Origin of the sequence: Agromyces tardus (assembly GCF_003710805.1) — a bacterium.
Taxonomy (GTDB): domain Bacteria; phylum Actinomycetota; class Actinomycetes; order Actinomycetales; family Microbacteriaceae; genus Agromyces; species Agromyces tardus.
Genome location: NZ_RHHB01000008.1, coordinates 1 through 22,272 on the forward strand (window position 1 = coordinate 1; position 22,272 = coordinate 22,272).

At 70.8% G+C, this 22,272-nt stretch carries 21 protein-coding genes; 5 read left to right on the forward strand and 16 right to left on the reverse strand.

Features of this window, described 5'->3' with window-relative positions; all coding sequences use genetic code 11:
- Positions 1-154: 154 nt before the first annotated feature.
- From ruvX to EDM22_RS06805, 5 genes are all read right to left on the reverse strand, one after another.
- Positions 155-622 carry a Holliday junction resolvase RuvX gene (gene ruvX, locus EDM22_RS06785; RefSeq protein ID WP_122936314.1) on the reverse strand — a complete coding sequence of 156 codons (468 nt, stop codon included), beginning with the start codon at positions 620-622 and terminating at the stop codon, positions 155-157.
- Between the two features lie 3 nt (positions 623-625).
- On the reverse strand, positions 626-3,283 hold the full coding sequence (gene alaS / locus EDM22_RS06790; protein WP_122936315.1) for an alanine--tRNA ligase: 2,658 nt from the start codon (positions 3,281-3,283) through the stop codon (positions 626-628).
- Between the two features lie 67 nt (positions 3,284-3,350).
- A complete protein-coding gene (locus EDM22_RS06795; protein WP_122936316.1) occupies positions 3,351-3,539 on the reverse strand; it encodes a hypothetical protein in 189 nt (62 codons plus the stop codon).
- A 142-nt stretch (positions 3,540-3,681) separates the two neighbouring features.
- Positions 3,682-4,305: a 30S ribosomal protein S4 gene (gene rpsD / locus EDM22_RS06800; protein ID WP_122936317.1), complete on the reverse strand. Its 624-nt coding sequence runs from the start codon at positions 4,303-4,305 to the stop codon at positions 3,682-3,684.
- 252 nt (positions 4,306-4,557) lie between these two features.
- Entirely contained in the window at positions 4,558-5,958 is a 1,401-nt protein-coding gene (locus tag EDM22_RS06805; RefSeq protein ID WP_122936318.1) for a replication-associated recombination protein A, read from the reverse strand.
- A gap of 125 nt (positions 5,959-6,083) precedes the next feature.
- Between EDM22_RS06805 and EDM22_RS06810 the strand changes: the two genes are divergently transcribed.
- The 3 genes from EDM22_RS06810 to EDM22_RS19470 all read left to right on the forward strand — a co-directional run bounded on the left by EDM22_RS06810 (position 6,084) and on the right by EDM22_RS19470 (position 8,936).
- A complete protein-coding gene (locus EDM22_RS06810; RefSeq protein ID WP_122936319.1) occupies positions 6,084-6,863 on the forward strand; it encodes a peptidylprolyl isomerase in 780 nt (259 codons plus the stop codon).
- Between the two features lie 172 nt (positions 6,864-7,035).
- Positions 7,036-8,268 carry a DUF349 domain-containing protein gene (locus EDM22_RS06815; RefSeq protein WP_122936320.1) on the forward strand — a complete coding sequence of 411 codons (1,233 nt, stop codon included), beginning with the start codon at positions 7,036-7,038 and terminating at the stop codon, positions 8,266-8,268.
- 101 nt (positions 8,269-8,369) lie between these two features.
- Positions 8,370-8,936 carry a hypothetical protein gene (locus tag EDM22_RS19470; RefSeq protein ID WP_170964046.1) on the forward strand — a complete coding sequence of 189 codons (567 nt, stop codon included), beginning with the start codon at positions 8,370-8,372 and terminating at the stop codon, positions 8,934-8,936.
- A 46-nt stretch (positions 8,937-8,982) separates the two neighbouring features.
- Here EDM22_RS19470 and EDM22_RS06825 read toward each other — a convergent pair whose 3' ends face one another.
- The 11 genes from EDM22_RS06825 to pdxS form a co-directional block, all read right to left on the reverse strand.
- On the reverse strand, positions 8,983-11,232 hold the full coding sequence (locus EDM22_RS06825; protein ID WP_122936321.1) for a RelA/SpoT family protein: 2,250 nt from the start codon (positions 11,230-11,232) through the stop codon (positions 8,983-8,985).
- 73 nt (positions 11,233-11,305) lie between these two features.
- Complete coding sequence (secF, locus tag EDM22_RS06830; protein WP_122936322.1) at positions 11,306-12,325, reverse strand: protein translocase subunit SecF; 1,020 nt, start codon at positions 12,323-12,325, stop codon at positions 11,306-11,308.
- Complete coding sequence (secD, locus tag EDM22_RS06835; protein WP_122936393.1) at positions 12,325-13,947, reverse strand: protein translocase subunit SecD; 1,623 nt, start codon at positions 13,945-13,947, stop codon at positions 12,325-12,327. Before secD ends, secF begins: the two co-directional genes overlap by 1 nt.
- A 180-nt stretch (positions 13,948-14,127) precedes the next feature.
- Entirely contained in the window at positions 14,128-14,508 is a 381-nt protein-coding gene (gene yajC / locus EDM22_RS06840) for a preprotein translocase subunit YajC (protein WP_122936323.1), read from the reverse strand.
- Positions 14,509-14,577: 69 nt separating this feature from the next.
- On the reverse strand, positions 14,578-15,666 hold the full coding sequence (ruvB, locus tag EDM22_RS06845; protein WP_122936324.1) for a Holliday junction branch migration DNA helicase RuvB: 1,089 nt from the start codon (positions 15,664-15,666) through the stop codon (positions 14,578-14,580).
- Positions 15,663-16,283, reverse strand: a complete 621-nt coding sequence (gene ruvA / locus EDM22_RS06850) for a Holliday junction branch migration protein RuvA (protein WP_122936325.1) — start codon at positions 16,281-16,283, stop codon at positions 15,663-15,665. Before ruvA ends, ruvB begins: the two co-directional genes overlap by 4 nt.
- The gene (ruvC, locus tag EDM22_RS06855; RefSeq protein ID WP_122936326.1) at positions 16,280-16,891 is read right to left on the reverse strand and encodes a crossover junction endodeoxyribonuclease RuvC; all 612 of its coding nucleotides are present in this window, start codon (positions 16,889-16,891) and stop codon (positions 16,280-16,282) included. The genes ruvA and ruvC overlap by 4 nt, the downstream gene beginning before the upstream one ends.
- Positions 16,892-16,898: 7 nt before the next feature.
- Positions 16,899-17,654, reverse strand: coding sequence for a YebC/PmpR family DNA-binding transcriptional regulator (locus EDM22_RS06860; protein WP_122936327.1), 756 nt, complete (start codon positions 17,652-17,654; stop codon positions 16,899-16,901).
- Positions 17,655-17,793: 139 nt separating this feature from the next.
- On the reverse strand, positions 17,794-18,324 hold the full coding sequence (locus tag EDM22_RS06865) for a DUF1697 domain-containing protein (protein ID WP_122936328.1): 531 nt from the start codon (positions 18,322-18,324) through the stop codon (positions 17,794-17,796).
- Positions 18,325-18,378: 54 nt separating this feature from the next.
- On the reverse strand, positions 18,379-19,008 hold the full coding sequence (gene pdxT, locus EDM22_RS06870; RefSeq protein WP_122936329.1) for a pyridoxal 5'-phosphate synthase glutaminase subunit PdxT: 630 nt from the start codon (positions 19,006-19,008) through the stop codon (positions 18,379-18,381).
- The gene (gene pdxS / locus EDM22_RS06875) at positions 19,005-19,895 is read right to left on the reverse strand and encodes a pyridoxal 5'-phosphate synthase lyase subunit PdxS (protein WP_122936330.1); all 891 of its coding nucleotides are present in this window, start codon (positions 19,893-19,895) and stop codon (positions 19,005-19,007) included. The genes pdxT and pdxS overlap by 4 nt, the downstream gene beginning before the upstream one ends.
- A gap of 122 nt (positions 19,896-20,017) precedes the next feature.
- On the opposite strand from pdxS, the gene EDM22_RS06880 reads away from it, so the two are divergent.
- Positions 20,018-21,361, forward strand: coding sequence for an aminotransferase class I/II-fold pyridoxal phosphate-dependent enzyme (locus EDM22_RS06880; RefSeq protein ID WP_245989257.1), 1,344 nt, complete (start codon positions 20,018-20,020; stop codon positions 21,359-21,361).
- 7 nt (positions 21,362-21,368) lie between these two features.
- Positions 21,369-22,220 (forward strand): pyridoxal kinase PdxY, encoded by an 852-nt coding sequence (gene pdxY, locus EDM22_RS06885; RefSeq protein WP_122936332.1) that lies wholly within the window; start codon positions 21,369-21,371, stop codon positions 22,218-22,220.
- Positions 22,221-22,272: the final 52 nt, after the last annotated feature.

The window sequence follows — 22,272 nt, forward strand, 5'->3', positions numbered from 1 at the left end:
GGCCTGCGCAGCCGGGACCGGCGCGGGCGGGGCCGGCGCGGGCGGGGCCGGCGGAGCGACATCCGCCGCGCCGCGCCCGGACAGGATCGCGTCCCACTCGGACGACGACCGCGCTGGGTTGCCGCGCTGCTCTGGGGGGAGCTGGCTCACTGGGTCAGGGCCCTTCGTCGGCGGGGATGGTGCGGCCGGGGGCGGCACCCGATGCCCGTTCGGCATCGATGGCATGTTGCAGAATGATAACGGCTGCCGCTTGGTCGATGATGGGACGCTGCTTCTTCGACGACTTCCCGGTGGCTCGCAGGGCCTGCTGGGCGCTCACCGTCGACAGCCGCTCGTCGACGAGCCGCACGTGCGCCCCCGCCGCGGCGAGGCGCTCGGCGAAGGCCACGGCGTCCGCCGTCGACGCGGTCGCCGCGCCCGACATCGAGAGCGGGTTGCCCACGACGAGCTCGATCGCGTCGAACTCCTCGGCGAGCGCGAGGATGCGTCGGATGTCGCCGTCGCCGTCGGCGCTCCGGGCGACCGTCTCGACGGGAACCGCGAGGATCGCCGACGGATCGGAGCGCGCGACGCCGATGCGGGCCCGTCCGACGTCGATGCCGAGCCGCGCGCCGTTCCGCACGGCTTACCTGCCGAGTTCCGCCCGGACGGCGGCGAGCGCCGCCGGGATGGCCCCGACGTCGTTGCCGCCGCCCTGTGCGAGATCGGGCTTGCCTCCGCCGCCACCGCCGAGCGTCGACGCCATGAGCTTCGCGAGCGCACCGGCGTTCGCGCCGGCGTCGCGCGCAGCGGGCGACGTGGCGACGATGGCGAGGGGCTTGCCGCCCACCTCGGCAGCGAGGGCCACGACGGATGCCGCGTCGCCCAGCTTGCCGCGCACGGACAGCGCGAGTTGGCGCAGCTCGTCTCCGGAGCCGAGCGATCCGACGGCTTCGGCGACCAGGAGCACGTCGCCCGTACGCTGGGCCTTCGCCGCGAGGTCGGGGACGCGGTCGCCGAGCGCCTTGGCCTCGAAGGCCTGGATCTTCTTCTCGGCGGCCTTCAGGCTCGCGACGAGCTCGCCGACGCGGTCGACGAGCTGCTCCGGACGCGTCTTGAGGGTCGAGGTGAGCTCGCCGACGAGCGCGCGCTCCGCCGCGAAGCGCTGGAAGGCGTCACGGCCCACGAGCGACTCGACACGGCGGTTCGACGCACCCACGGACGATTCGCCGACGATGTTGATCATGCCGATCTCGGCGCTCGTGGTCACGTGCGTGCCCGCGCAGAGCTCGCGCGACCAGGGGCCGCCGATGTCGACCACGCGCACGATGTCGCCGTACTTCTCGCCGAAGAGCGCCATCGCGCCCAGCTGCTTCGCCTCGTCGAGGGGCATCTCGCGGGTGACCACCTGGAGGTTGTCGCGGATCGCGTCGTTCGCGATCTCCTCGATCTCGCTGCGGGTCGCCGGCGAGAGCGCCTGGTTCCAGCCGTAGTCGAGACGCAGGTAGCCCGCCTTGTTGAACGATCCGGACTGGTGCGCGTTCGGTCCGAGCACCTGCCTGAGCGCCGCGTGCACGAGGTGGGTGCCGGAGTGCGCCTGGGTCGCCCCGCGCCGGTACTCCTCGTCGACGAGGGTCGTCGCGGCGACGCCCGTGCCGACCTCGCCCGCCGTGACCCTCACCGTGTGGCTGATGAGGCCCTTGACGGGCTTCTGCACGTCGAGCACCTCGAGCTCGAAGCCGTCGCCCACGATGCGGCCCTGGTCGGGCGCCTGGCCGCCGGATTCCGCGTACAGCGAGGTCTCGGCGAGGATCACCTCGGCGGTCTGGCCCGCCACGGCGACCGGTGCGGGCCGGCCGTCGACGAGGATGCCGAGCACGGTCGAGTCCTGGGCGAGCTCGGTGTAGCCCGTGAAGATCGTCTCGCCCTTGGCGCGCATGTCGGCGTACACCGACAGGTCGGCGAGCACCTTCTTCTTGGACTTCGCGTCGGCCTTCGCGCGGGAGCGCTGGTCGTGCATGAGCGAGTCGAACGCGGTGCGGTCGACGGCCAGGCCGGCCTCCTCGGCCATCTCGAGGGTGAGCTCGATGGGGAAGCCGTACGTGTCGTGGAGGAGGAACGCGGTGTCGCCCGCGAGCTCGGGCGAACCGGAGTCCTTCGTCTTCGCGACCGCGAGGTCGAGGATCGACGTGCCCGCCGACAGCGTGCGCAGGAACGTCTCCTCCTCGCCGACCGCGAGCTGCAGGATCTGCGAGTAGTTCGACTCCACCTCGGGGTACGCCGCCTTCATGGCGTCGCGCGACGCGGCGAACAGCTCCGAGAACGTGGGGCCCTCGACGCCGAGCAGGCGCATCGCACGGATGCTGCGGCGCAGCAGTCGGCGCAGGATGTAGCCGCGTCCCTCGTTCGACGGCGTGACGCCATCGCTCATGAGCATGAGCGAGGAGCGGATGTGGTCGGCGATGACGCGCATGCGCACGTCGTCGTCGTGGTCCGCGCCGTAGCGACGGCCCGACAGCTCGGCGGCACGGTCGAGCACCGGACGGACCTGGTCGATCTCGTACATGTTCTCGACGCCCTGCTTGAGGAACGCGACGCGCTCGAGCCCCATGCCGGTGTCGATGTTCTTCTTCGGCAGCTCACGCACGATGCGGAAGTCGGTCTTCGACTTCACGTCCGCGATGAGGTACTGCATGAACACGAGGTTCCAGATCTCGACGTACCGGTCGTCATCGGTCGCCGGGCCGCCGTCGGCGCCGTACGCCGGTCCGCGGTCGAAGAAGATCTCCGAGCACGGGCCCGCGGGGCCGGGCTGCCCGGTGTGCCAGTAGTTCGTGTCCTTGCCGAGCCGCTGGATGCGCTCCTCGGGCAGGCCCGCGACGCGCTTCCAGATCTCGATGGCCTCGTCGTCGTCCTCGTAGACGGTGACCCAGAGGTCCTTCGGTTCGAAGCCGTAGCCGCCGTCGGCCTCGGGCGTCGTGAGGAGCTCCCACGCGTAGGTGATCGCCCCCTCCTTGAAGTAGTCGCCGAAGGAGAAGTTGCCGTTCATCTGGAAGAACGTGCCGTGGCGCGGGGTCTTGCCGACCTCTTCGATGTCGTTGGTGCGGATGCACTTCTGCACGCTCGTGGCGCGGTCGTACGGCGCGGGGACGATCCCGGTGAGGTACGGCACGAACGGCACCATGCCGGCCACCGTGAACAGGAGCGTCGGGTCGTCGGAGACGAGCGAGGCCGAGGGGACGACGGCGTGTCCCCGCGCGGCGAAGAAGTCCAGCCAGCGCTGGCGGATGTCGGCAGTCTGCATGGTTCCGTTCTGGGGTTCGAGAGGCGGGGGCGACCCGGCGAATGGTGGTGCGGTGGTGGGGGCGCGATCAGCCGGCTTCGGCGTCGCGCAGCTCGGCCTCGCGCGCGTGGTAGCCGTCGGCGACGGCGCGACCGAATGCGCGCGCCTTCGCATCGACGTCGGCGAAGAACTCACGGCCCTGCGCGGTCTGGTTGACCTGGTGGGCGACGACGAACCCCGTCGCCACGCCGAGGGCGAACCACACGATGCTCTTCACGTCTCACTCCTCGCTGGGATCGGGCCGATGCGATGCGCCGCACGCACGCTTCCATCCAGTCTAGGGCGTGCGCCGCGGCATCCGCCCGGAGACGCGGAACGGGGCCGCGGCGAACCGCGACCCCGTTCCGTGCGAGCTCCGCTCAGCGAGCGGCGTAGTACTCGACGACGAGCTGCACGTCGCAGGTGACGGGCACCTCGGCGCGCTTGGGGCGACGCACGAGCTTGGCCTGGAGCTTGTCGAGCTCGACCTCGAGGTAGCTCGGGGTCTTCGGGAGCACGTCGACGTGACCGCCGGCCGCGGCGACCTGGAAGGGCTCGGTGCCCTCCGAGCGCGCCTTGACGCCGATGGTCTGCCCCGGCTTCACGCGGAACGACGGACGGTCGACGAGCTGGCCGTCGACGGTGATGTGACGGTGCACGACGAACTGGCGGGCCTGCGTGATGGTGCGGGCGAAGCCGGCGCGGAGCACGAGCGCGTCGAGGCGCATCTCGAGGAGCTCGACCAGGTTCTCACCGGTCAGGCCGTCGGTGCGACGGGCCTCGTTGAACGCGATGCGGAGCTGCTTCTCGCGGATGCCGTACTGGGCGCGGAGACGCTGCTTCTCGCGGAGGCGCACGGCGTAGTCCGAGTCCTGCTTGCGCTTGGTGCGGCCGTGCTCACCGGGAGCGTACGGACGCTTCTCCATGTACTTGGCGGCCTTCGGGGTGAGGGCGATGCCGAGCGCGCGGGAGAGGCGGGTCTTGCTGCGTGACTGGTTCGACACGAATGTCCTTTCGGAAGAATCTCAATTGAATTCACGGCGCGATCGTGCGCCGGAAGTCTGTGTCAGAGGGATTCGCCAAGGGCCGATCGGCTACAGATCGTTCCCATTCGCCGGTGGCTCTCTCGCAGCCGCGCTCGAGAACCTGGCTTCAGGCCAGCGGAAATCATATCACGGACGGGTCACTCGCCCGAGTCTCGTGTTTCCTGCGCACCAGGGCCGCGCCACGGCATCCGCGGAACCCGGCGGGCCCCCTCAGCTGCCGCCGCGGACGATGCGGCGGAGCTTCGCGAGCCGCGCCGACACCTCGCGCTCGTTGCCGTGCTCGGTGGGCTCGTAGTAGACCGCCCCGCGGAGCGTGTCGGGCAGGTACTCCTGCGCCACCACGCCGATCGCGTCGTCGTGGGGATAGCGGTAGCCCTTGCCGTGACCGAGGCGCTTGGCACCCGGGTAGTGCGCGTCGCGGAGGTGCTTGGGCACCCGGCCGGCCTTGCCCGCGCGCACGTCGGCGATCGCCTTGTCGATGCCGAGGTACGCGGCGTTCGACTTGGGCGCGGTCGCGAGGTGCACGACCGCCTGCGCGAGCGGGATGCGGCCCTCGGGCATGCCGATGTACTGCACGGCGTCGGCCGCGGCGACGGCCACGCCGAGCGCGGTCGGGTCGGCGAGTCCGATGTCCTCCGAGGCGAGCACGATGATGCGCCGCGCGATGAAGCGCGGATCCTCCCCCGCCTCGATCATGCGCGCGAGGTAGTGCAGCGCCGCGTCGACGTCGCTGCCGCGCACCGACTTGATGAACGCGCTGATGACGTCGTAGTGCTCGTCGCCCGCGCGGTCGTAACGGAGCAGCGCGCGGTCGACCGCACGCGCGACGATCTCGGGAGTGATCACGGGGAGGTCGACGGGGGCCTCATGGTCGTCCTTCGCGTCGACCTTCCGATCCTCTCCCTCGGCGCCCGCCTCCTGCTCCGCGTGGGTGCTCGCGGCCGAGACGGATGCCGCCTCGAGGGCGGTGAGCGCCCGGCGCGCGTCTCCCGAGGCGAGCCGCACGATGGTCGCGCGCGCCTCGGGCTCGAGCACGAACCGCCCGCCGAGGCCGCGCACGTCGGCCACGGCCCGGTCGACGAGCATGCCGAGGTCGTCGTCGCTCAGCAGCTCGAGCGTGAGCAGCAGCGACCGTGAGAGGAGCGGTGAGATGACCGAGAACGACGGGTTCTCGGTGGTCGCCGCCACCAGGATGACCCAGCCGTTCTCGACGCCGGGCAGCAATGCGTCCTGCTGGGCCTTGGTGAAGCGGTGGATCTCGTCGAGGAAGAGCACGGTGGACAGCCCGTAGAGGTCGCGACTCGCGCGCGCCTCCTCCATGACCTGGCGCACGTCGCGGACCCCGGCCGTCACGGCCGACAGCTCGACGAACTTGCGGCCCGACGATCGCGCGATCGCCTGCGCGAGGGTGGTCTTGCCGGTGCCGGGCGGACCCCAGAGGATCACCGACACCGAGCCGGTCTCGCCGGTGCGGTCGCCCGCGAGCGCCACGAGCGGGGACCCGGGAGTGAGGAGGTGCTTCTGGCCGGCGACCTCGTCGAGGCTCGCCGGTCGCATGCGCACCGCGAGCGGCGTCGCGCCGGCGCGGAGCCCCGAACCGGAATCCACCATGCGATCCAGCGTAGCCGCGGCATCCGACACCCCGGCCGCCGCGGGCCGGGAACCGCGCCGGCACGATTGGTGCGGGCCCCACCGCTTGCGTAGAGTCTCGTCGCAGGATCCCGAGAAGGAGCAGCGTGGCAACGAACGACCGTCAGGCGCGCGAGGAGCGCGCGCGACTGCGCACCTACCAGGCCCGCCAGGAGGTGCACGCGCGCAAGCAGCACCGCCGCCGGCGCGACAACGTCATCGCGGGGATCGCGCTCGTCGTCGTGCTCACGCTCGCCACCGCCGCGCAGCTCTTCTACTTCTCGGGCGGCCCCGGTGCACCGGAGGCCACGCCCACGCCGACCCCCACCCCCAGCGCCGAGGCCGGGCAGAACCAGGGCGACGTCCCCTCGCCCGACCTCGCCGAGTCGCGCACGTGGACGGGCACGCTCACCCTCAACGACATCCCCCTCGGCGTCGAGCTCGACGGCGCAGCGGCGCCGCAGGCCGTCTCGAGCGAGATCAGCCTCGCGCAGTCGGGCTTCTACGACGGCCTCACCTGCCACCGCCTCACGAACGTCAGCATCTTCGTGCTGCAGTGCGGCGACCCCGAGGGCGACGGCTCGGGCGGTCCGGGCTACAGCTACGGACCGGTCGAGAACGCGCCCGCCGACGGCGTCTACCCGGCCGGCACCATCGCCATGGCCCGCCAACCCGACAACGGCTACAGCCACGGCAGCCAGTTCTTCATCGTCTACGAGGACACCACCCTCAACTCCGACAGCGCGGGCGGCTACACCGTGATCGGCAGGGTCACGAGCGGCCTCGACCAGCTCCGCAGCGGCATCACCGATGCGGGCACCGTCGACGGCAGCAACGACGCGGCCCCGGCGACGCCGGTCACCATCACGGGCTTCACCCTGCAGTGACGGCCGCCGCGTCGGCGGCGCACGCGACCGGGTCTCCGCGACGGCGCGGCAGGGCGACGGATGCCGCGTCAGCGGGTCCGCTCGCGCGCGGGCGGGCTCGAGGGGTGCAATAGGCTGGATGCCGTCATCGCCGCCGACGCGCGGCATCCGACCGACGACATAGGGTGAGTCCGTGACCGATTCAGCACAGCAACCGTGGGGCCGCGTCGACGAGGCGGGCACCGTCTTCGTGCGGACGAGCGACGGTGAGCGTGAGGTGGGGCAGTACCCCGACGGCTCCCCCGAGGAGGCGCTCGCCTACTTCGAGCGCAAGTACGCCGATCTCGCCGGCGCAGTGAGCCTGCTCGAGCAGCGGGCGCGCCGTGGCGCACCGGCGGCCGACGTGGCGAAGGCCGTCGCGACGCTCCAGGCGTCCGTCGCCGACGCCCACGCCGTCGGCGACCTCGACGCCCTCGCCCGTCGCCTCGAGGCGCTGTCCGGCACGACCGAGGAGCTCACGGCCCAGCAGCAGGCGGAGGCGAAGGCGGCGGTCGCCGAAGCCATCGCCGAGCGCACCGCGATCGTCGAATCGGCCGAGGCGCTCGCCGCGCAGGACCCGGCGAAGACGCAGTGGAAGCAGACCAGCGCCGAGCTCGACGCCCTCTTCGCCCGGTGGCAGCGCCACCAGCAGGAGGGGCCGCGCCTGCCCAAGAACGAGGCCAACGAGCTCTGGAAGCGGTTCCGCGCTGCGCGCTCGACGATCGAGCAGCACCGCAAGGCGTTCTTCGCCGAGCTCGACGCGGCGCACCGCGATGTCCGCACCCGCAAGCAGCAGCTCATCGAGCGTGCGGAGGCGCTCGCGCCGCGCGGCGCCGACGCCGTCGTCGAGTACCGCGCACTCCTCGACGAGTGGAAGCTGGCGGGTCGCGCCGGCAAGAAGCTCGACGACGCGCTGTGGGCGAAGTTCAAGGCCGCCGGCGACGTGCTCTTCCAGGCCAAGGCCGAGGTCGACGCGAAGGACGACGAGGAGTACCGGGCCAACCTCACCGAGAAGCTCGCGCTGCTCGACGAGGCCGACAAGCTCCTCGCCGAGCAGGACCCCAAGCGGGCCCGCGCCGCGCTCAACGCCATCCAGCGCCGCTGGGACGAGATCGGTCGCGTGCCGCGCGACCAGGTGCGCGTCGTCGAGGACCGCCTGCGCAAGGTCGAGAACCACGTCAAGGGCCTCGAGGAAGAGCGCTGGCAGCGCGAGGATCCCGAGAAGAAGGCACGTTCCGAGGGCATGCTCGGTCAGCTGCAGGACGCGATCGAGAAGCTCGAGGGCGAGCTCGCCGCGGCCGAGGCCTCCGGCGACGAGAAGGCCGCGGCATCCGCTCGCGAGGCGCTCGAGGCGCGCAAGGCGTGGCTCAAGGCCGTCGGCGGCTGACTCGAGCCGACCAGAAGCTCACAAGCGCCCCGTGGCGTCCGTTCTCCACAGATCGGATGCCGCGGGGCGCTCGTCGTGCGGGCGGCGCGCAGCATTGGAGCATGACGCGACTCCCCTCCGTGCTCGGCACCGATGACCTGGATCTTGCCGAACTGTGCGCCGCTCGCATCGACGGCGAGCTCGTCGAGCTCGCCGACGGCTGGTGCCCGGTCGACGAACCCGACCTGCCGTCGTTGCGCGCCGCGGCCGTCGCGGTCGACGTCGGGCGCACCCTCATCGCCGAGCGACTGACCGCCGCGTGGGTGCATGGCGCGCTCGACGCTCCCCCGCGTCCCGCGCAGTACTGCGTTCCCCATACGGAGCGCATCGCGGTGCGGCTCGACCGGCCGTGGGTGGTGCGCGAGGTGTCGCTGCTCGCGGGCGACGTGCTGGAGTTCGCGGGCGCACGGTGCACGAGCGCCGTCCGCACCGCCTTCGACCTCCTGCGCGAGGCGGAGCTCGACGACCGCACCGTCATCGACGTCGTCGTGCGACTGCTCGGTTCGGTGCCCGAGCTGGGCCAGCGGGTGCACGCCCGGATCGACGCTGCGGCGCGGCTCCCGCACAAGACGCTCGCACGCGGCCGGCTCGCCGCTGCCGAGCTCCTGGCGATCCCGCGTCAGGCATGACGGGGGCGGCCTCGGTCGATGCCCGGGCCCGTGCCGCTGAGCGAGCTCAGCCGTCGCTGACGCGGTAGACGTCGTAGACGGCGTCGATGCGTCGCACCGCGTTGAGCACCCGGTCGAGGTGGGTCGTGTCGCCCATCTCGAACACGAAGCGGCTGAGCGCGAGGCGATCCGTCGAGGTGGAGACGTTCGCCGAGAGGATGTTGACGTGGTGCTCCGAGAGCACGCGCGTGACATCCGACAGCAGGCCGGCCCGGTCGAGCGCCTCGATCTGGATCTGCACGAGGAACACGCTCTTCGAGCTCGGCGCCCACTCGACGTCGATCATGCGCTCGGGTTCGCGCAGCAGCGACTGCACGTTGTGGCACTTGGCCTGATGCACCGACACCCCGGAACCACGGGTGATGAAGCCCACGATCTCGTCGCCCGGCACCGGCGTGCAGCAGCGCGCGAGCTTGACGAGGATGTCGGGCGCTCCTCGCACGAGCACACCCGAGTCGCTGTTGCGCGGCAGCGGCCGCGTGCGCACCGGAATCGGCAGGTCGGGCTCGTCGACGTCGTCGACGTCGCGCACGAGTGCGACGACCTTCTCGATCACCGACTGCGTCGACACGTGTCCCTCGCCGACCGCCGCGTAGAGCGACGACACGTCGTCGTAGCGCAGTTGCGCCGCGACCTCGGCGAACGACTCCTGGCTCATGAGCTTCTGCAGCGGCAGGTTCTGCTTGCGCATCGCGCGGGCGATGGCATCGCGCCCGTGCTCGATCGCCTCGTCGCGTCGCTCCTTCGTGAACCACTGGCGGATCTTGTTGCGGGCACGGGGGCTCTTGACGAAGTTCAGCCAGTCCTTGCTCGGGCCCGAGTCGGGGTTCTTCGACGTGAACACTTCGACCACGTCGCCGCTCGACAGTTCGCTCTCGAGCGGCACGAGGCGCCCGTTGACCTTGGCCCCCATGGTGCGGTGGCCGACCTCGGTGTGCACGGCGTACGCGAAGTCGACGGGCGTGGCGCCCGCGGGCAGGCCGATCACGCGCCCCTTGGGCGTGAAGACGTAGACCTCCTTGGCGCCGATCTCGAACCGGAGGGAGTCGAGGAACTCCCCCGGGTCGGCGGTCTCGGCCTGCCAGTCGGAGATGTGGGCGAGCCACGCCATGTCGGTGTCATTCTGGCCGGTCTTGTCGACGGTGCGGCCCGCCATGCGCTCCTTGTACTTCCAGTGCGCGGCGACGCCGTACTCCGCACGCTGGTGCATGTCGTGCGTGCGGATCTGGATCTCGACGGCACGGCCCTTCGGTCCGATGACCGTCGTGTGCAGCGACTGGTACAGGTTGAACTTCGGCGTCGCGATGTAGTCCTTGAAGCGGCCGGGCAGCGGAGTCCAGCGCGCGTGGATCGCACCGAGCACCGCGTAGCAGTCGCGCACCGAGTTCACGAGCACGCGGATGCCCACGAGGTCGTAGATCTCGTCGAACTCGCGACCCCGAACGATCATCTTCTGGTAGATCGAGTAGTACTGCTTCGGGCGGCCCATCACCTTGCCGCGGATCTTCGCGGCCTTGAGGTCTTCGCTCACGAGGTCGATGACCGACTGCACGAACTCCTCGCGCTGGGGCGTGCGCTGCTTGACGAGACTCTCGATCTCGGCGTAGAGCTTCGGGTAGAGCACCGCGAACGACAGGTCCTCGAGCTCCCACTTGATGGTCTGGATGCCGAGGCGGTGCGCGAGCGGCGCGTAGATCTCGAGGGTCTCGGTGGCCTTGCGGGTCGCGGACTCCGCGGGCACGAAGCCCCACGTGCGGGCGTTGTGCAGCCGGTCGGCCAGCTTGATGATGAGCACCCGGATGTCCTTGGACATCGCGACGATCATCTTGCGCACGGTCTCGGCCTGCGTCGAGTCGCCGTACTTCACCTTGTCGAGCTTGGTGACGCCGTCGACGAGCATCGCGATCTCGTCGCCGAAGTCCGCGCGCACCTGGTCGAGCGTGTAGGCGGTGTCCTCGACGGTGTCGTGCAGCAGCGCGGCGGCGACCGTCTTCGACCCGATGCCGAGGTCGGCGAGGATCTGCGCGACCGCGATGGGGTGCGTGATGTACGGCTCGCCGCTCTTGCGCTTCTGGCCCTCGTGGGCACGCTCGGCGACCGTGTACGCGCGCTCGACGAGCCCGAGGTCGGCCTTCGGGTGGTGCATCCGCACCGTGCGGAGGAGCGTGTCGACGGCACCGGAGGGCTGCGCCTTCGAGAAGATCCGCGGCACCAGACGGCGCAGCGACGCGGTCGAGTTGACTCCCGTCTCGGTCATCGCTCACACCTCCAGAACTTCAATTATCGCCGCTCCGGAGCGTGGTTCAGCACGAGGGCCGAGTCGGGCCCGATCACGCCGTCGTCAGTTCCTCTGCATCCGCCTTCGAAACGCTCGCGCGCTCCCGCTCCTTGAGCACCTTCTGGTCGTGCTTCCTGATCGCGGGCTCGCCCTCGCGCAGCTGCGAGTAGAGCGGTGCGGCGAGGAACACGGTCGACCAGGTGCCGACGATGATGCCCACCAGGAGCGCGAGGGAGATGTCGCGGAGCGTGTCGGCGCCGAGCGCGCCCGCACCGATGAAGAGGATGGCCGCGACGGGCAGCGCTGCCACGACACTCGTGTTGATCGAACGCACGAGCGTCTGGTTCACCGCGAGGTTCACCGACTCCGCGAACGTGCGGCGGGACTCCTGGCCGTCGGCCGCGGTGTTCTCGCGGATCTTGTCGAACACGACGACCGTGTCGTACAGCGAGTAGCTCAGGATCGTGAGGATGCCGATGAGGGCCGCCGGCGAGATCTCCCACCCGACCGCCGCGTACACGCCGGTCGTGACGATGAGGTCGGCGAGCAGCGCCAGGATGGCCGCGAGCGACATCTTCCATGTTCGGAAGTAGAGCGCCATCACGATCGCGGCGAGGAGCAGGAACGCGAGGAGGCCGAAGAGCGCCTGCCTCGTGACATCCGCGCCCCAGCTGGCGCCGATGAACGAGGAGGTCACCTCCGACGGGTCGACGCCGTACGCCTCGGCGAGGGCCGCGCTGACCTGCTCGGACTCCGCCTTCTCGAGCTGGTCGGTCTGCACGCGCACGCCCTGGTTGCCGACGATCGTGACCTTCGCGACGGCATCGGGCGCGACGCTCGCCACGGCGTCGATCGCCGGCTGCGAGGTCGCGTCGGCGACGCCGGCGATATGGAACTGCGATCCGCCGCGGAACTCGATGCCGAAGTTGAAGCCGCGCACCACCGGCACGAGCACCGAGAGGATCAGCAGGACCGCGACGACGGCGTACCACTTCTTGCGTCCGCCGACGAAGTTGAACGAGCGCTTGCCCGTGTAGAGGTCGTTGCCGAACGTGGTGAGACGGTTGGCCATCAGGACTCCTTGCCTTCGCTCGCGCCGACGGTGGCGTCGACCTGCGCCGCTTTGCGCTCCGCGATGGTCTGGCGCTTCTGCGCCTCCTTCGCGCTCGAGGCGACCTTGGTCGCCGGTACGGCCACCGGCTTGCGGAACTCCGCACGACCGCGGTAGACCGCGCCGAGCGCGTTCGGGTCGAGGCCCGACCAGGGGTTGCCACTCGAGAAGAACCTCGTCTGCGCGAGCAGCTGCAGCATCGGGTGGGTGAAGAGGATGACGACGATCACGTCGATCACCGTCGTGATACCGAGCGTGAAGGCGAAGCCGCGCACGCTGCCCACTGCGAGCACGAACAGCACCACGGCCGCCAGCAGGTTGACGCCCTTGGACGCGAGGATCGTGCGGAAGGCTCGCTTCCAGCCGGCCTCGACGGCGCCGACGAGCGGACGCCCGTCACGGAGCTCGTCGCGGACGCGCTCGAAGTACACGATGAACGAGTCCGCCGTGAAGCCGATCGCCACGATGAGGCCGGCGATGCCGGCGAGCGACAGGCGGTATCCCTCGCGCCACGACAGGATCGTGATCGTCAGGTACGTGATGACGCCCACGATCACGAGCGACGCGATCGTCACGGTGCCGAGCGCACGGTATTGGAACAGCGTGTAGATCACGACGAGGATGAGGCCGATGAGCCCGGCGATGAGCCCGGCCTCCAGCTGCGAGGTGCCGAGCGTGGCCGAGATGGTGTCGGACGACTGCACCGTGAAGCTGATCGGCAGCGCACCGAACTTGAGCTGGTCGGCGAGCGCCTTCGAGGACTCCTGCGTGAAGCTGCCGGTGATCTGCGGACGGCCGTCGGTGATGACGCCGTTCATCTGCGGCGCCGAGAGCACGGCGCCGTCGAGCACGAAGGCGAACTGGTCGCGCGGCGTCTGGCCGTTGAGGGCGAAGAGCCGCTGGCTCACCGTGGCGAAGTCCTTGGTGCCCTGGTCGTCGAAGACGATGTTGACGGCCCACTGGCCGGTGCTCGCACCGGTCTGCGTCGTGACCATGCCGTTCGTGGCGTCGGTGATGTTCTCGCCGCTCACCTCGACCGGCCCGAGGAGGTACTTGATGGTGCGACCGGAATCGCACGTCACGAGGGGCTCGTCGGCCGGGGCGGCGTTCGCGCCGCTCGAGTCGATCGAAGCGCAGTCGAACGTGTCGAACTGGTCCTGCAGCGCGGGCGTGATCCAGGAGGGATCGCTCCCGTCGGTGGGCACCGCCGTGGGCGTGGTCGCGAGATCGGATGCCGCGTCGGTCGGCTGTGCGCTCGCGCTCGGGTCGATCGACTGGTTCGTCGCGACGTCGGCGAGGAGCACGGGGCGGAGCTCGAGCTTCGCCGACGACTCGATGCGCGCCCGCGTCTGGTCGTCGAGCTCGCCGGGGATGGCGACGACGACGTTCTGGCCGCCCTGCGTGTTGATCTCGGCCTCGGAGACGCCGGACGCGTCGACGCGCTGGCGGATGATCGACACCGCCTGGTCGAGCTGCTCCTGCGTCACCGACTCGCCGTCGGCGAGCTGCGGCGCGAGGATGATCTGCGTGCCGCCCTCGAGGTCGAGGGCGAGCTTCGGGGTCCAGGAACCCCCCGCCCACATCACGCCGGCGGCGTTGATGCCGAAGAGCGCGACGATGATGACGCCGAGCCAGGTGAGCGAGCGCCAGGCCTTGCGGACGGGCGTCGGTCGGGTCGACCGCTTGGATGGTGCAGCCACGTGTTCTGCTTTCTCTGCAAGCGCCCGCGCGGCATCGCGCGGGCGGTGCGTCGGGTAGGGAGCCTAGTCGTTCGACTTCTTGGAGTCGGGCGTCTCGTCGTTCGGGGTCTCGTCGACGCGCTCGCCGAACTCCGGCTCGCCGTCGGCGGTCTCGACGGCCAGCGCCTCCGGCTCCTCGGCAGGGGTGATCACGCGCGCCACCGTCTGGCGGTGCACCGTGAGGACCGTGCCGGGGCTCGTCTCGAGGAGGACCTGGTTCTCCTCTTCGTCGATGGAGAGGATGGTGCCGAAGACGCCGAAGTTCGTCATCACCTTCGCGCCGGGGGCCACCTTCGACTGCAGTTCGCGAGCCTCGGCCTGGCGCTTGCGCGAGTTGCGGAACATGAAGAAGATCAGCACCGCCAGGACGGCGAGCATGATGATGGTGAACGGATCGAACGTCATGAGGAGGAGAACCTTCCGAGGTGCGCCGTGCGCACGGGGTGGGGGGCGGGAAGCCGGAGCCTCCAAGGATTATAGGTCATCGATCGGAAGCGCCGATGCGTGCGGTGCACGATCGTCGGCGAGCCCGAAGTGCCGCCATGCGGTCGGGGTCGCGACGCGACCGCGGGGGGTTCGGGTGACGAGCCCGATGCGCACGAGGAACGGCTCGACGACCGCCTCGATGGTCTCGGCCTCCTCGCCGACCGAGACGGCGAGGGTGTTGAGGCCGACCGGGCCGCCGCCGAAGCGGGTGAGGATCGTCATCATCACGGCGCGGTCGAGTCGGTCGAGCCCGAGGGGGTCGACGTCGTACAGGTCGAGCGCAGCACGAACGGCTGCGAGGTCGGCATCGCCCACACGCTGTCCGGCCCCCGTGGACGGGTGCACGAGCGCGTAGTCGCGAACTCGGCGCAGCAGGCGGTTCGCGATGCGCGGGGTGCCCCGGCAGCGACCCGCGATCTCGGCCACCGCGTCGCGGTCGATGCGCAGCCCGAGCAGCACCGCAGCCCTCGTGAGCACCTGCTGCAGCTCGGATTCGTCGTAGAACTCGAGGTGCGCCGTGAAGCCGAAGCGATCGCGCAGCGGGTTCGGGAGCAGGCCGGCGCGCGTCGTCGCGCCGACGAGCGTGAACGGTGCGAGGTCGAGGGGCACCGAGGTCGCACCGGCGCCCTTGCCGACCATGATGTCGATGCGGAAGTCCTCCATGGCGAGGTAGAGCATCTCTTCGGCCGACCGCGCCATGCGGTGGATCTCGTCGATGAACAGCACCTCGCCCGGCACGAGCGACGACAGGATCGCGGCAAGGTCGCCGGCGTGCTGGATGGCCGGCCCGCTGGACATGCGGAGCGGCCGCCCGCCCTCGTGCGCCACGATCATGGCGAGCGTGGTCTTGCCGAGCCCCGGAGGGCCCGCGAGGAGGATGTGGTCGGGCGTGCGCTGCTGCAGGGTGGCGGCGGTGAGCAGCAGCTGCAGCTGACCGCGGACGCGGCTCTGGCCCACGAACTCCTCGAGACTGCGCGGCCGGAGCGCGCCCTCGAAGGCGAGTTCAGCCTCGGACGCGAGCTCGGGGTCGGTGAGGTCGAGGTCGCCGCCGAGCTCGTCGGGCCCTGCCGCGCTCATCGCGCCCTCGCCGTCTGCTGCGCGGGCCCGAGGCGCGCGAGCGTGAGCCGCAGGAGCGTCGGCACCGAGGACGCCTCGACGGGTGAGGCCTCCTCGAGGGTCTCGGTCAACGCGTCGGCTGCGACGCGCTCCGACCAGCCGAGCCCCGTGAGCGCCGCCAGCACGCTGTCGGCGACGCCGCCACCGACGATCGACGAACCCGTCGAGGTCACGGGCGAGACCGTGAGCTTGCCCGCGAGGGAGACGGCGATGAGCTTCGCGGTCTTCGGCCCGATGCCGCTCACCTTGCGGAATGCTGCGTCGTCGTCGCGTTGCACCGCCACCGCGACCTGTTCGGGCGACATGACCGAGAGCACGCCGAGGGCCGACTTCGGGCCGACGCCGGTCACGCCGATGAGCAGCTCGAACACCTCGAGCTCGTCGAGCGTCGCGAAGCCGAACACGGTGAGCGAGTCCTCGCGGACCACGAGGGTGGTATGCACGAACAGCTCCTGGCCCTCGCGACTGGCGAGCACGAGCGCGGGCGTCGCATTCACGCGGAAGCCGACGCCGCCGACCTCGATGACCAGCGTGCTGCCGGATGCCGAGAGCACTCGGCCTCGAAGGGAGGAGATCACGCCTTCAGCCTACGGGCCGCCCCCGACACCGCCGCGGAGCGCTCCGCGGCGATCCATGCCCGCTGCGCCGGAGTGAGCGCGGGCGCGTCGGCGGAACGCGGACCGGCGGCCTCGGTCACGGCGGCGCCCGCGACTCCCCCGGTGCGCCAGGCGTGGCAGATCGCCAGGGCGAGCGCGTCCGCGGCATCCGCCGGTTTCGGCACCGCCTCGAGCCCGAGGATGCGCGCGACCATCGCACCGACCTGCTTCTTGTCGGCGCGGCCGTAGCCGGTGATCGCGGCCTTCACCTCGCTCGGCGTGTGCATCGCCACGGGCAGGGCCCGCCGCGCCGCGATGAGCATCGCGACGCCGGAGATCTGGGCGGTGCCCATGATCGTCGACACGTCGCTCCGCGCGAACACCCGCTCGAGCGCGACCGCCTGCGGCCGGTGCTCCTCGATGATCGCCTCGATGCCGTCGGCGATGCGCGCGAGCCGGGCGGGCGTGTCGAGGTCGGCGGGCGAGCGCAGCACGATCACGTCGACGAGCGTCGCCGACCGGTCCTGCGCGACGTCGACGACGCCCACGCCGCAGCGGGTCAGCCCGGGATCGATGCCGAGGACCCGCATGCGGTGGCTACTCCGCCTCGAGTTCGGCCTGCACCTCGGGCGACAGGTCGAAGTTGCTGTAGATGTTCTGCACGTCGTCGCTGTCTTCCAGGGCGTCGATGAGGCGGAACACCTTGCGGGCGGTGTCGGCGTCGATCTCGACCTTGAGGTTCGGCACGAACGCCGCGTCGGCCGAGTCGTAGTCGATGCCGGCCTCCTGCAGCGCGGTGCGGGCCGCGACCATGTCGGACGCCTCGGTGATGACCTCGAAGGTGTCGCCCTCGTCGGTGACCTCCTCGGCACCGGCGTCGAGCACCGCCGCGAGCACGTCGTCTTCGGTCGTGCCCTCGGCGGGCACCACGATGACGCCCTTGCGTGCGAAGTTGTAGGCGACCGAACCCGGGTCGGCCATCGTGCCGCCGTTGCGCGACATGAGGGTGCGCACCTCGGCCGCGGCCCGGTTCTTGTTGTCAGTGAGGCACTCGATGAGCAGGGCGACCCCGTTGGGTCCGTAGCCCTCGTACATGATCGTCGTGTACTCGATCGACTCGCCGGTGAGTCCCGCGCCGCGCTTGATGGCGCGGTCGATGTTGTCGTTGGGGACGGAGGTCTTCTTGGCCTTCTGCACCGCGTCGACGAGGGTGGGGTTGCCCGAGAGGTCGGCACCGCCCATCTTGGCCGCGACCTCGATGTTCTTGATGAGCTTCGCGAACGACTTCGCGCGGCGCGCGTCGATGACGGCCTTCTTGTGCTTGGTCGTCGCCCACTTGGAATGCCCGGACATGACTCTCCTGTATCCGCTTGACGGCGGGTCCGCCCGCCGACAGATCATTCTACGGCAGGGCGCGCGGCTGCCTTCGGCGACGGGCGGATGCCGCGCGCACGCGGTGCGCCGCGTGCGCCACCGCCGCTGCCGCCGCCCGTCACTCGAGCAGCTTGTGCAGCGTACGCAGGTTGCGGTTCGTCGTCGTCGACTTGTACTTCGCCTTCGCGAGGAGCTTCGCGAACGGGGTGCTCGTCGTGGTGCCCTTCACCGGATTCCAATACACGACGCCGTCGCCCCGCGCGATCGGATCGACCTCGGGGTCGGCCTCGTCGGCGAAGGCCATGAGCTCGTCGAGCACCGGCGGCTCCGAGCCGAAGATCACCCACGGCTGTCGCCCCGAGTCGTCTGCGTCGAACGGGAAGCCGTCGATCGCCCGCTCGAGGTCGCGGCGGCTTACGAGCACGATCCACGCGTCGTACCCGAAGCGGTCGCGCAAGGCCTGCTCGATGCGCCGCTTCGTGAGCGCCGGCGCCTCGCGGGTGCGCACGGTGAAGGCGACGTTGCCGCTCGCGAGCACCGTGCGCACGTCGCGGAAGCCGAGCTGCTCGAACACCTCGCGCAGCTCGGCCGATCGGATCGTGATGCCGCCGACGTTGACGCCGCGGAGGAGCGCGATGGATTCGGTCATGCGTCCGAGTCTGCACCGCGCCTGCGACATCCGCCCGGCATCACCGCCGACCCGTCAGGCCGAGCGGAGCTTCGAGAGGAAGTACTCGTGGAACCGCGTGTCGCCGTTGATCTCGGGGTGGAAGCTCGTGCCGAGCAGGCCCCCCTGCTCGACGGCGACGACGCGGCCGTCGGCGAGCGTCGCGATGGGCGTGGCCTTCGGGCCGACGGACTCGACCACCGGCCCCCGGATGAACACCGCTCGCAGCGGGCGCTCACCGAGCACCGGGATCTCGAGGTCGGTCTCGAACGACTGGTTCTGCGAGCCGAAGGCGTTGCGCCGCACGACGACGTCGAGTCCGCCGAAGCTCTCCTGGCCGGCGATCGCGTCGAGGAGCGTGTCGGCGAGCATGATGAGTCCCGCGCACGTGCCGTAGACGTGCAGGCCGTCGCGGATGCGCTCGCGCAGCGGTTCGGCCAGGCCGAACGCCCGCGCGAGCTTGTCCATGACGCTCGACTCGCCACCGGGGATCACGAGCCCCTCGATGCCCTCGAGATCGCCCGGCCGTCGCACGAGCGTGACCCGCGCCCCGAGCTCGCCGAGGATGCGGGCGTGCTCGCGGAAGTCGCCCTGCAGGGCGAGCACGCCGACCCGGGGGCCGGACGCGTCGACCGCGCCGAGCGATTCGTCGCGGAGTGAGGTCACCAGCCGCGCTCGGCGAGGCGGTGCGGCGCGGGCAGGTCGCCGACGTTGATGCCGACCATGGCCTCGCCGAGGCCGCGCGAGACCTCCGCGATGACCGAGGGGTCGTCGTAGAACGTGGTGGCCTTGACGACCGCGGCCGCGCGCGCCTCGGGGTTGCCCGACTTGAAGATGCCCGAGCCCACGAACACGCCGTCGGCGCCGAGCTGCATCATCATCGCCGCATCCGCCGGGGTGGCCACGCCGCCCGCGGTGAAGAGCACGACGGGGAGCTTGCCGGTCTCGGCGACCTCGAGCACGAGGTCGTACGGCGCCTGGAGCTCCTTGGCTGCGACGTAGAGCTCGTCGCGGGTCATCGACTTGAGCTGGTTGACCTCGGACGTGATCTTGCGGATGTGCTTGGTCGCCTCGGAGACGTCGCCGGTGCCGGCCTCGCCCTTCGAGCGGATCATCGCGGCACCCTCGTTGATGCGGCGGAGCGCCTCGCCGAGGTTCGTCGCACCGCAGACGAAAGGCGTGTTGAACGCCCACTTGTCGATGTGGTTCACGTAGTCGGCCGGCGAGAGCACCTCGGACTCGTCGATGTAGTCGACGTCGAGCGCCTGCAGCACCTGCGCCTCGACGAAGTGGCCGATGCGGGCCTTCGCCATGACCGGGATCGAGACCTCGGCGATGATCGCCTCGATGAGGTCGGGGTCGCTCATGCGCGCGACGCCGCCCTGTGCGCGGATGTCGGCCGGCACGCGCTCGAGCGCCATGACGGCGACCGCGCCGGCGTCCTCGGCGATGCGCGCCTGCTCGGGGGTGACGACGTCCATGATGACGCCGCCCTTCAGCATCTCGGCGAGGCCGCGCTTCACACGGCTGGAGCCGGTCTCGGCAGTGCTCATCAGGGGTTCCCTTCGACGGATGACGCGCGATCGCGCAATATTGGGGACAAGGCGGTTGCTTGGCCTAGGCCAAAAGATAGCATGGACCGGACACTGCATCACGAACAGGCATGGATCATGACATGACCCTCGAGATCACCGGCCGGTCGGCCGCGGACATCGCCGCGAGCGTGCGCGCGCTCATCGAGCGCGGCTCGCTGCATCCGGGCGATCCCCTGCCCCCCGTCCGCAATCTCGCCGACAACCTGGGCGTGAACCGCAACACCGCCGTCGCGGCGTACCGGCAGCTCATCGCTGCGGGCATGGTCGTCACCCGCGGTCGCGGCGGCACGCACGTCGCCGACCGGTCCGCGGTCGCGCAGGAGGGATTCGCCGCCGACAGCGTGCTGCGCGACGTGGCGACCGGCAACCCCGACCCCGACCTCATCCCCGACCCGTCCCGGGTGCTCGCGGAACTGGCCGCGCGGCCGGTGCTCTACGGCGAGCCGGTCATCGACCCCGGCCTCGAGCGCTGGGCGCAGGCGTGGATGGGGGCCGACGTGGCACCGCCCGACCTGCGGCTCACGATCACGAGCGGCGCGGCCGACGCCGTCGAGCGACTGCTCGCCCAGGCGCTCGTGCGAGACGACGCGGTGGCGCTCGAGGATCCGTGCTTCCTCACAAGCATCCACACGGTGCGCGTCGGCGGGTATCGGGCCGTGCCGGTCCCGGTCGACGACGAGGGCATGACCGTCGACGGGCTGCGGTCCGCACTCGACCAGGGCGTGCGCGCCGTCGTGTGCACCCCGCGGGCGCAGAACCCCACCGGCTCGAGCCTGTCCGAGCGCCGTGCAGAGCAGCTGCGCGACGTGCTGCGGGCCCACCCGTACGTGCTCGTCATCGAGGACGACCATTTCTCGATGCTGTCGCGCAGCCCGTTCCGTTCCCTCATCGGCCCCGACCACCGGCGGTGGGCGCTCGTGCGCTCGGTGTCGAAGTTCCTCGGGCCCGACATGTGTCTCGCGGTCACGGCCTCCGATCCCGACACGGCCGAGCGGCTCGCGATGCGGCTCACGCCCGGCACCACGTGGGTGAGCCATCTGCTGCAGCGCCTCACGCTCGCCCTCGTGACCGATCCCGGGGTCGTCGCGAGGATCGCGGAGGCGGGCGCGCACTACGCCGCCCGCAACGACGCCTTCGCCGCACGCCTCACCGCGCTCGGGGTGCCCGCCGCGGCCGGCGACGGGCTCAACCTGTGGGTCGCGCTGCCGGTGCCCGCCCGCGACGTGTCGGAGCAGCTCATGCGGCGCGGCTGGCTCGTGCGGGCCGGCGACGAGTTCGTCCTCGCCGACGCGCCCGCCGCGAGCCGCCGGCTGCGGCTCACCGTGCACGACCTGACCGACGCCGACGCCGACCGCCTCGCCGCCGACATCGCCGCCGCCGTGCGCGCGGCGGGCGGACGCCTCACGCCCGCCGGGATGGAATGATCGACGGGTGAAGGTCCTCTCCATCCAGTCCGCCGTCGCCTACGGCCACGTCGGCAACTCCGCAGCCGTCTTCCCCCTCCAGCGCATCGGCGTCGAGGTCATGCCGGTCTACACGGTCAACTTCTCGAACCACACCGGCTACGGCGCGTGGCGCGGTCCGCTGATCAGCCCCGACGACGTGCGCGCGGTGATCGACGGCATCGAGGACCGTGGCGCGTTCCCGAAGATCGACGTCGTCCTCTCGGGTTACCAGGGCTCCGAGGGGATCGCCGAGGTCATCCTCGACGCGGTCGCCCGCATCAAGGCGGCGAACCCCGATGCCGTCTACTCGTGCGATCCGGTGATGGGGAATGCGAAGAGCGGATGCTTCGTGGCTCCGGCGATCCCCGTGCTGCTGCGCGACCGCGTGGTGCCCGCCGCCGACCTCATCACGCCGAACCAGTTCGAGCTCGGCTACCTCACCGGAACCGAGCCCGGCTCGCTCGAGTCGACGCTCGAGTCGGTCGACCTGGCCCGGGCGTCGGGCCCGCGCACCGTGCTCGTGACGAGCGTCGAGCGTCCCGACCGCGAGGAGGGCACGATCGAGATGCTCGCCGTCGACGACCAGGGCGCGTGGATCGTGCAGACCCCGCTCCTGCCGATGAAGGCGAACGGCTCGGGGGATGTCACGGCGGCGCTCTTCACCGCGCACCACCGCCGCACGGGCGACGCGGCCGACGCGCTCGCGCGCACGGCGTCGAGCGTGTTCGACCTGCTCGCGAAGACCCACGACTCGGGCGAGCGCGAGCTGCAGCTCGTGGAGTCGCAGGAGGCCTACGCGCACCCGCGGATGCAGTTCGAGGTCCGGCAGGTCCGCTGAGTCCTGCCGGACCCTCCGTGGCTGGTCGGGTGGTCCGCCGCGCCGTATCGAG

Bases quoted from the DNA above. Each gene is read 5' to 3' on its own strand.
- alaS (WP_122936315.1), bottom strand. From the start codon at position 3,283: ATGCAGACTGCCGACATCCGCCAGCGCTGGCTGGACTTCTTCGCCGCG.
- EDM22_RS06805 (WP_122936318.1), bottom strand. From the start codon at position 5,958: ATGGTGGATTCCGGTTCGGGGCTCCGCGCCGGCGCGACGCCGCTCGCG.
- EDM22_RS19470 (WP_170964046.1), top strand. From the start codon at position 8,370: ATGACGCGACTCCCCTCCGTGCTCGGCACCGATGACCTGGATCTTGCC.
- EDM22_RS06825 (WP_122936321.1), bottom strand. From the start codon at position 11,232: ATGACCGAGACGGGAGTCAACTCGACCGCGTCGCTGCGCCGTCTGGTG.
- secF (WP_122936322.1), bottom strand. From the start codon at position 12,325: ATGGCCAACCGTCTCACCACGTTCGGCAACGACCTCTACACGGGCAAG.
- secD (WP_122936393.1), bottom strand. From the start codon at position 13,947: ATGTGGGCGGGGGGTTCCTGGACCCCGAAGCTCGCCCTCGACCTCGAG.
- yajC (WP_122936323.1), bottom strand. From the start codon at position 14,508: ATGACGTTCGATCCGTTCACCATCATCATGCTCGCCGTCCTGGCGGTG.
- ruvB (WP_122936324.1), bottom strand. From the start codon at position 15,666: ATGAGCGCGGCAGGGCCCGACGAGCTCGGCGGCGACCTCGACCTCACC.
- ruvC (WP_122936326.1), bottom strand. From the start codon at position 16,891: ATGCGGGTCCTCGGCATCGATCCCGGGCTGACCCGCTGCGGCGTGGGC.
- EDM22_RS06860 (WP_122936327.1), bottom strand. From the start codon at position 17,654: ATGTCCGGGCATTCCAAGTGGGCGACGACCAAGCACAAGAAGGCCGTC.
- EDM22_RS06865 (WP_122936328.1), bottom strand. From the start codon at position 18,324: ATGACCGAATCCATCGCGCTCCTCCGCGGCGTCAACGTCGGCGGCATC.
- pdxS (WP_122936330.1), bottom strand. From the start codon at position 19,895: ATGAGCACTGCCGAGACCGGCTCCAGCCGTGTGAAGCGCGGCCTCGCC.
- EDM22_RS06880 (WP_245989257.1), top strand. From the start codon at position 20,018: ATGACCCTCGAGATCACCGGCCGGTCGGCCGCGGACATCGCCGCGAGC.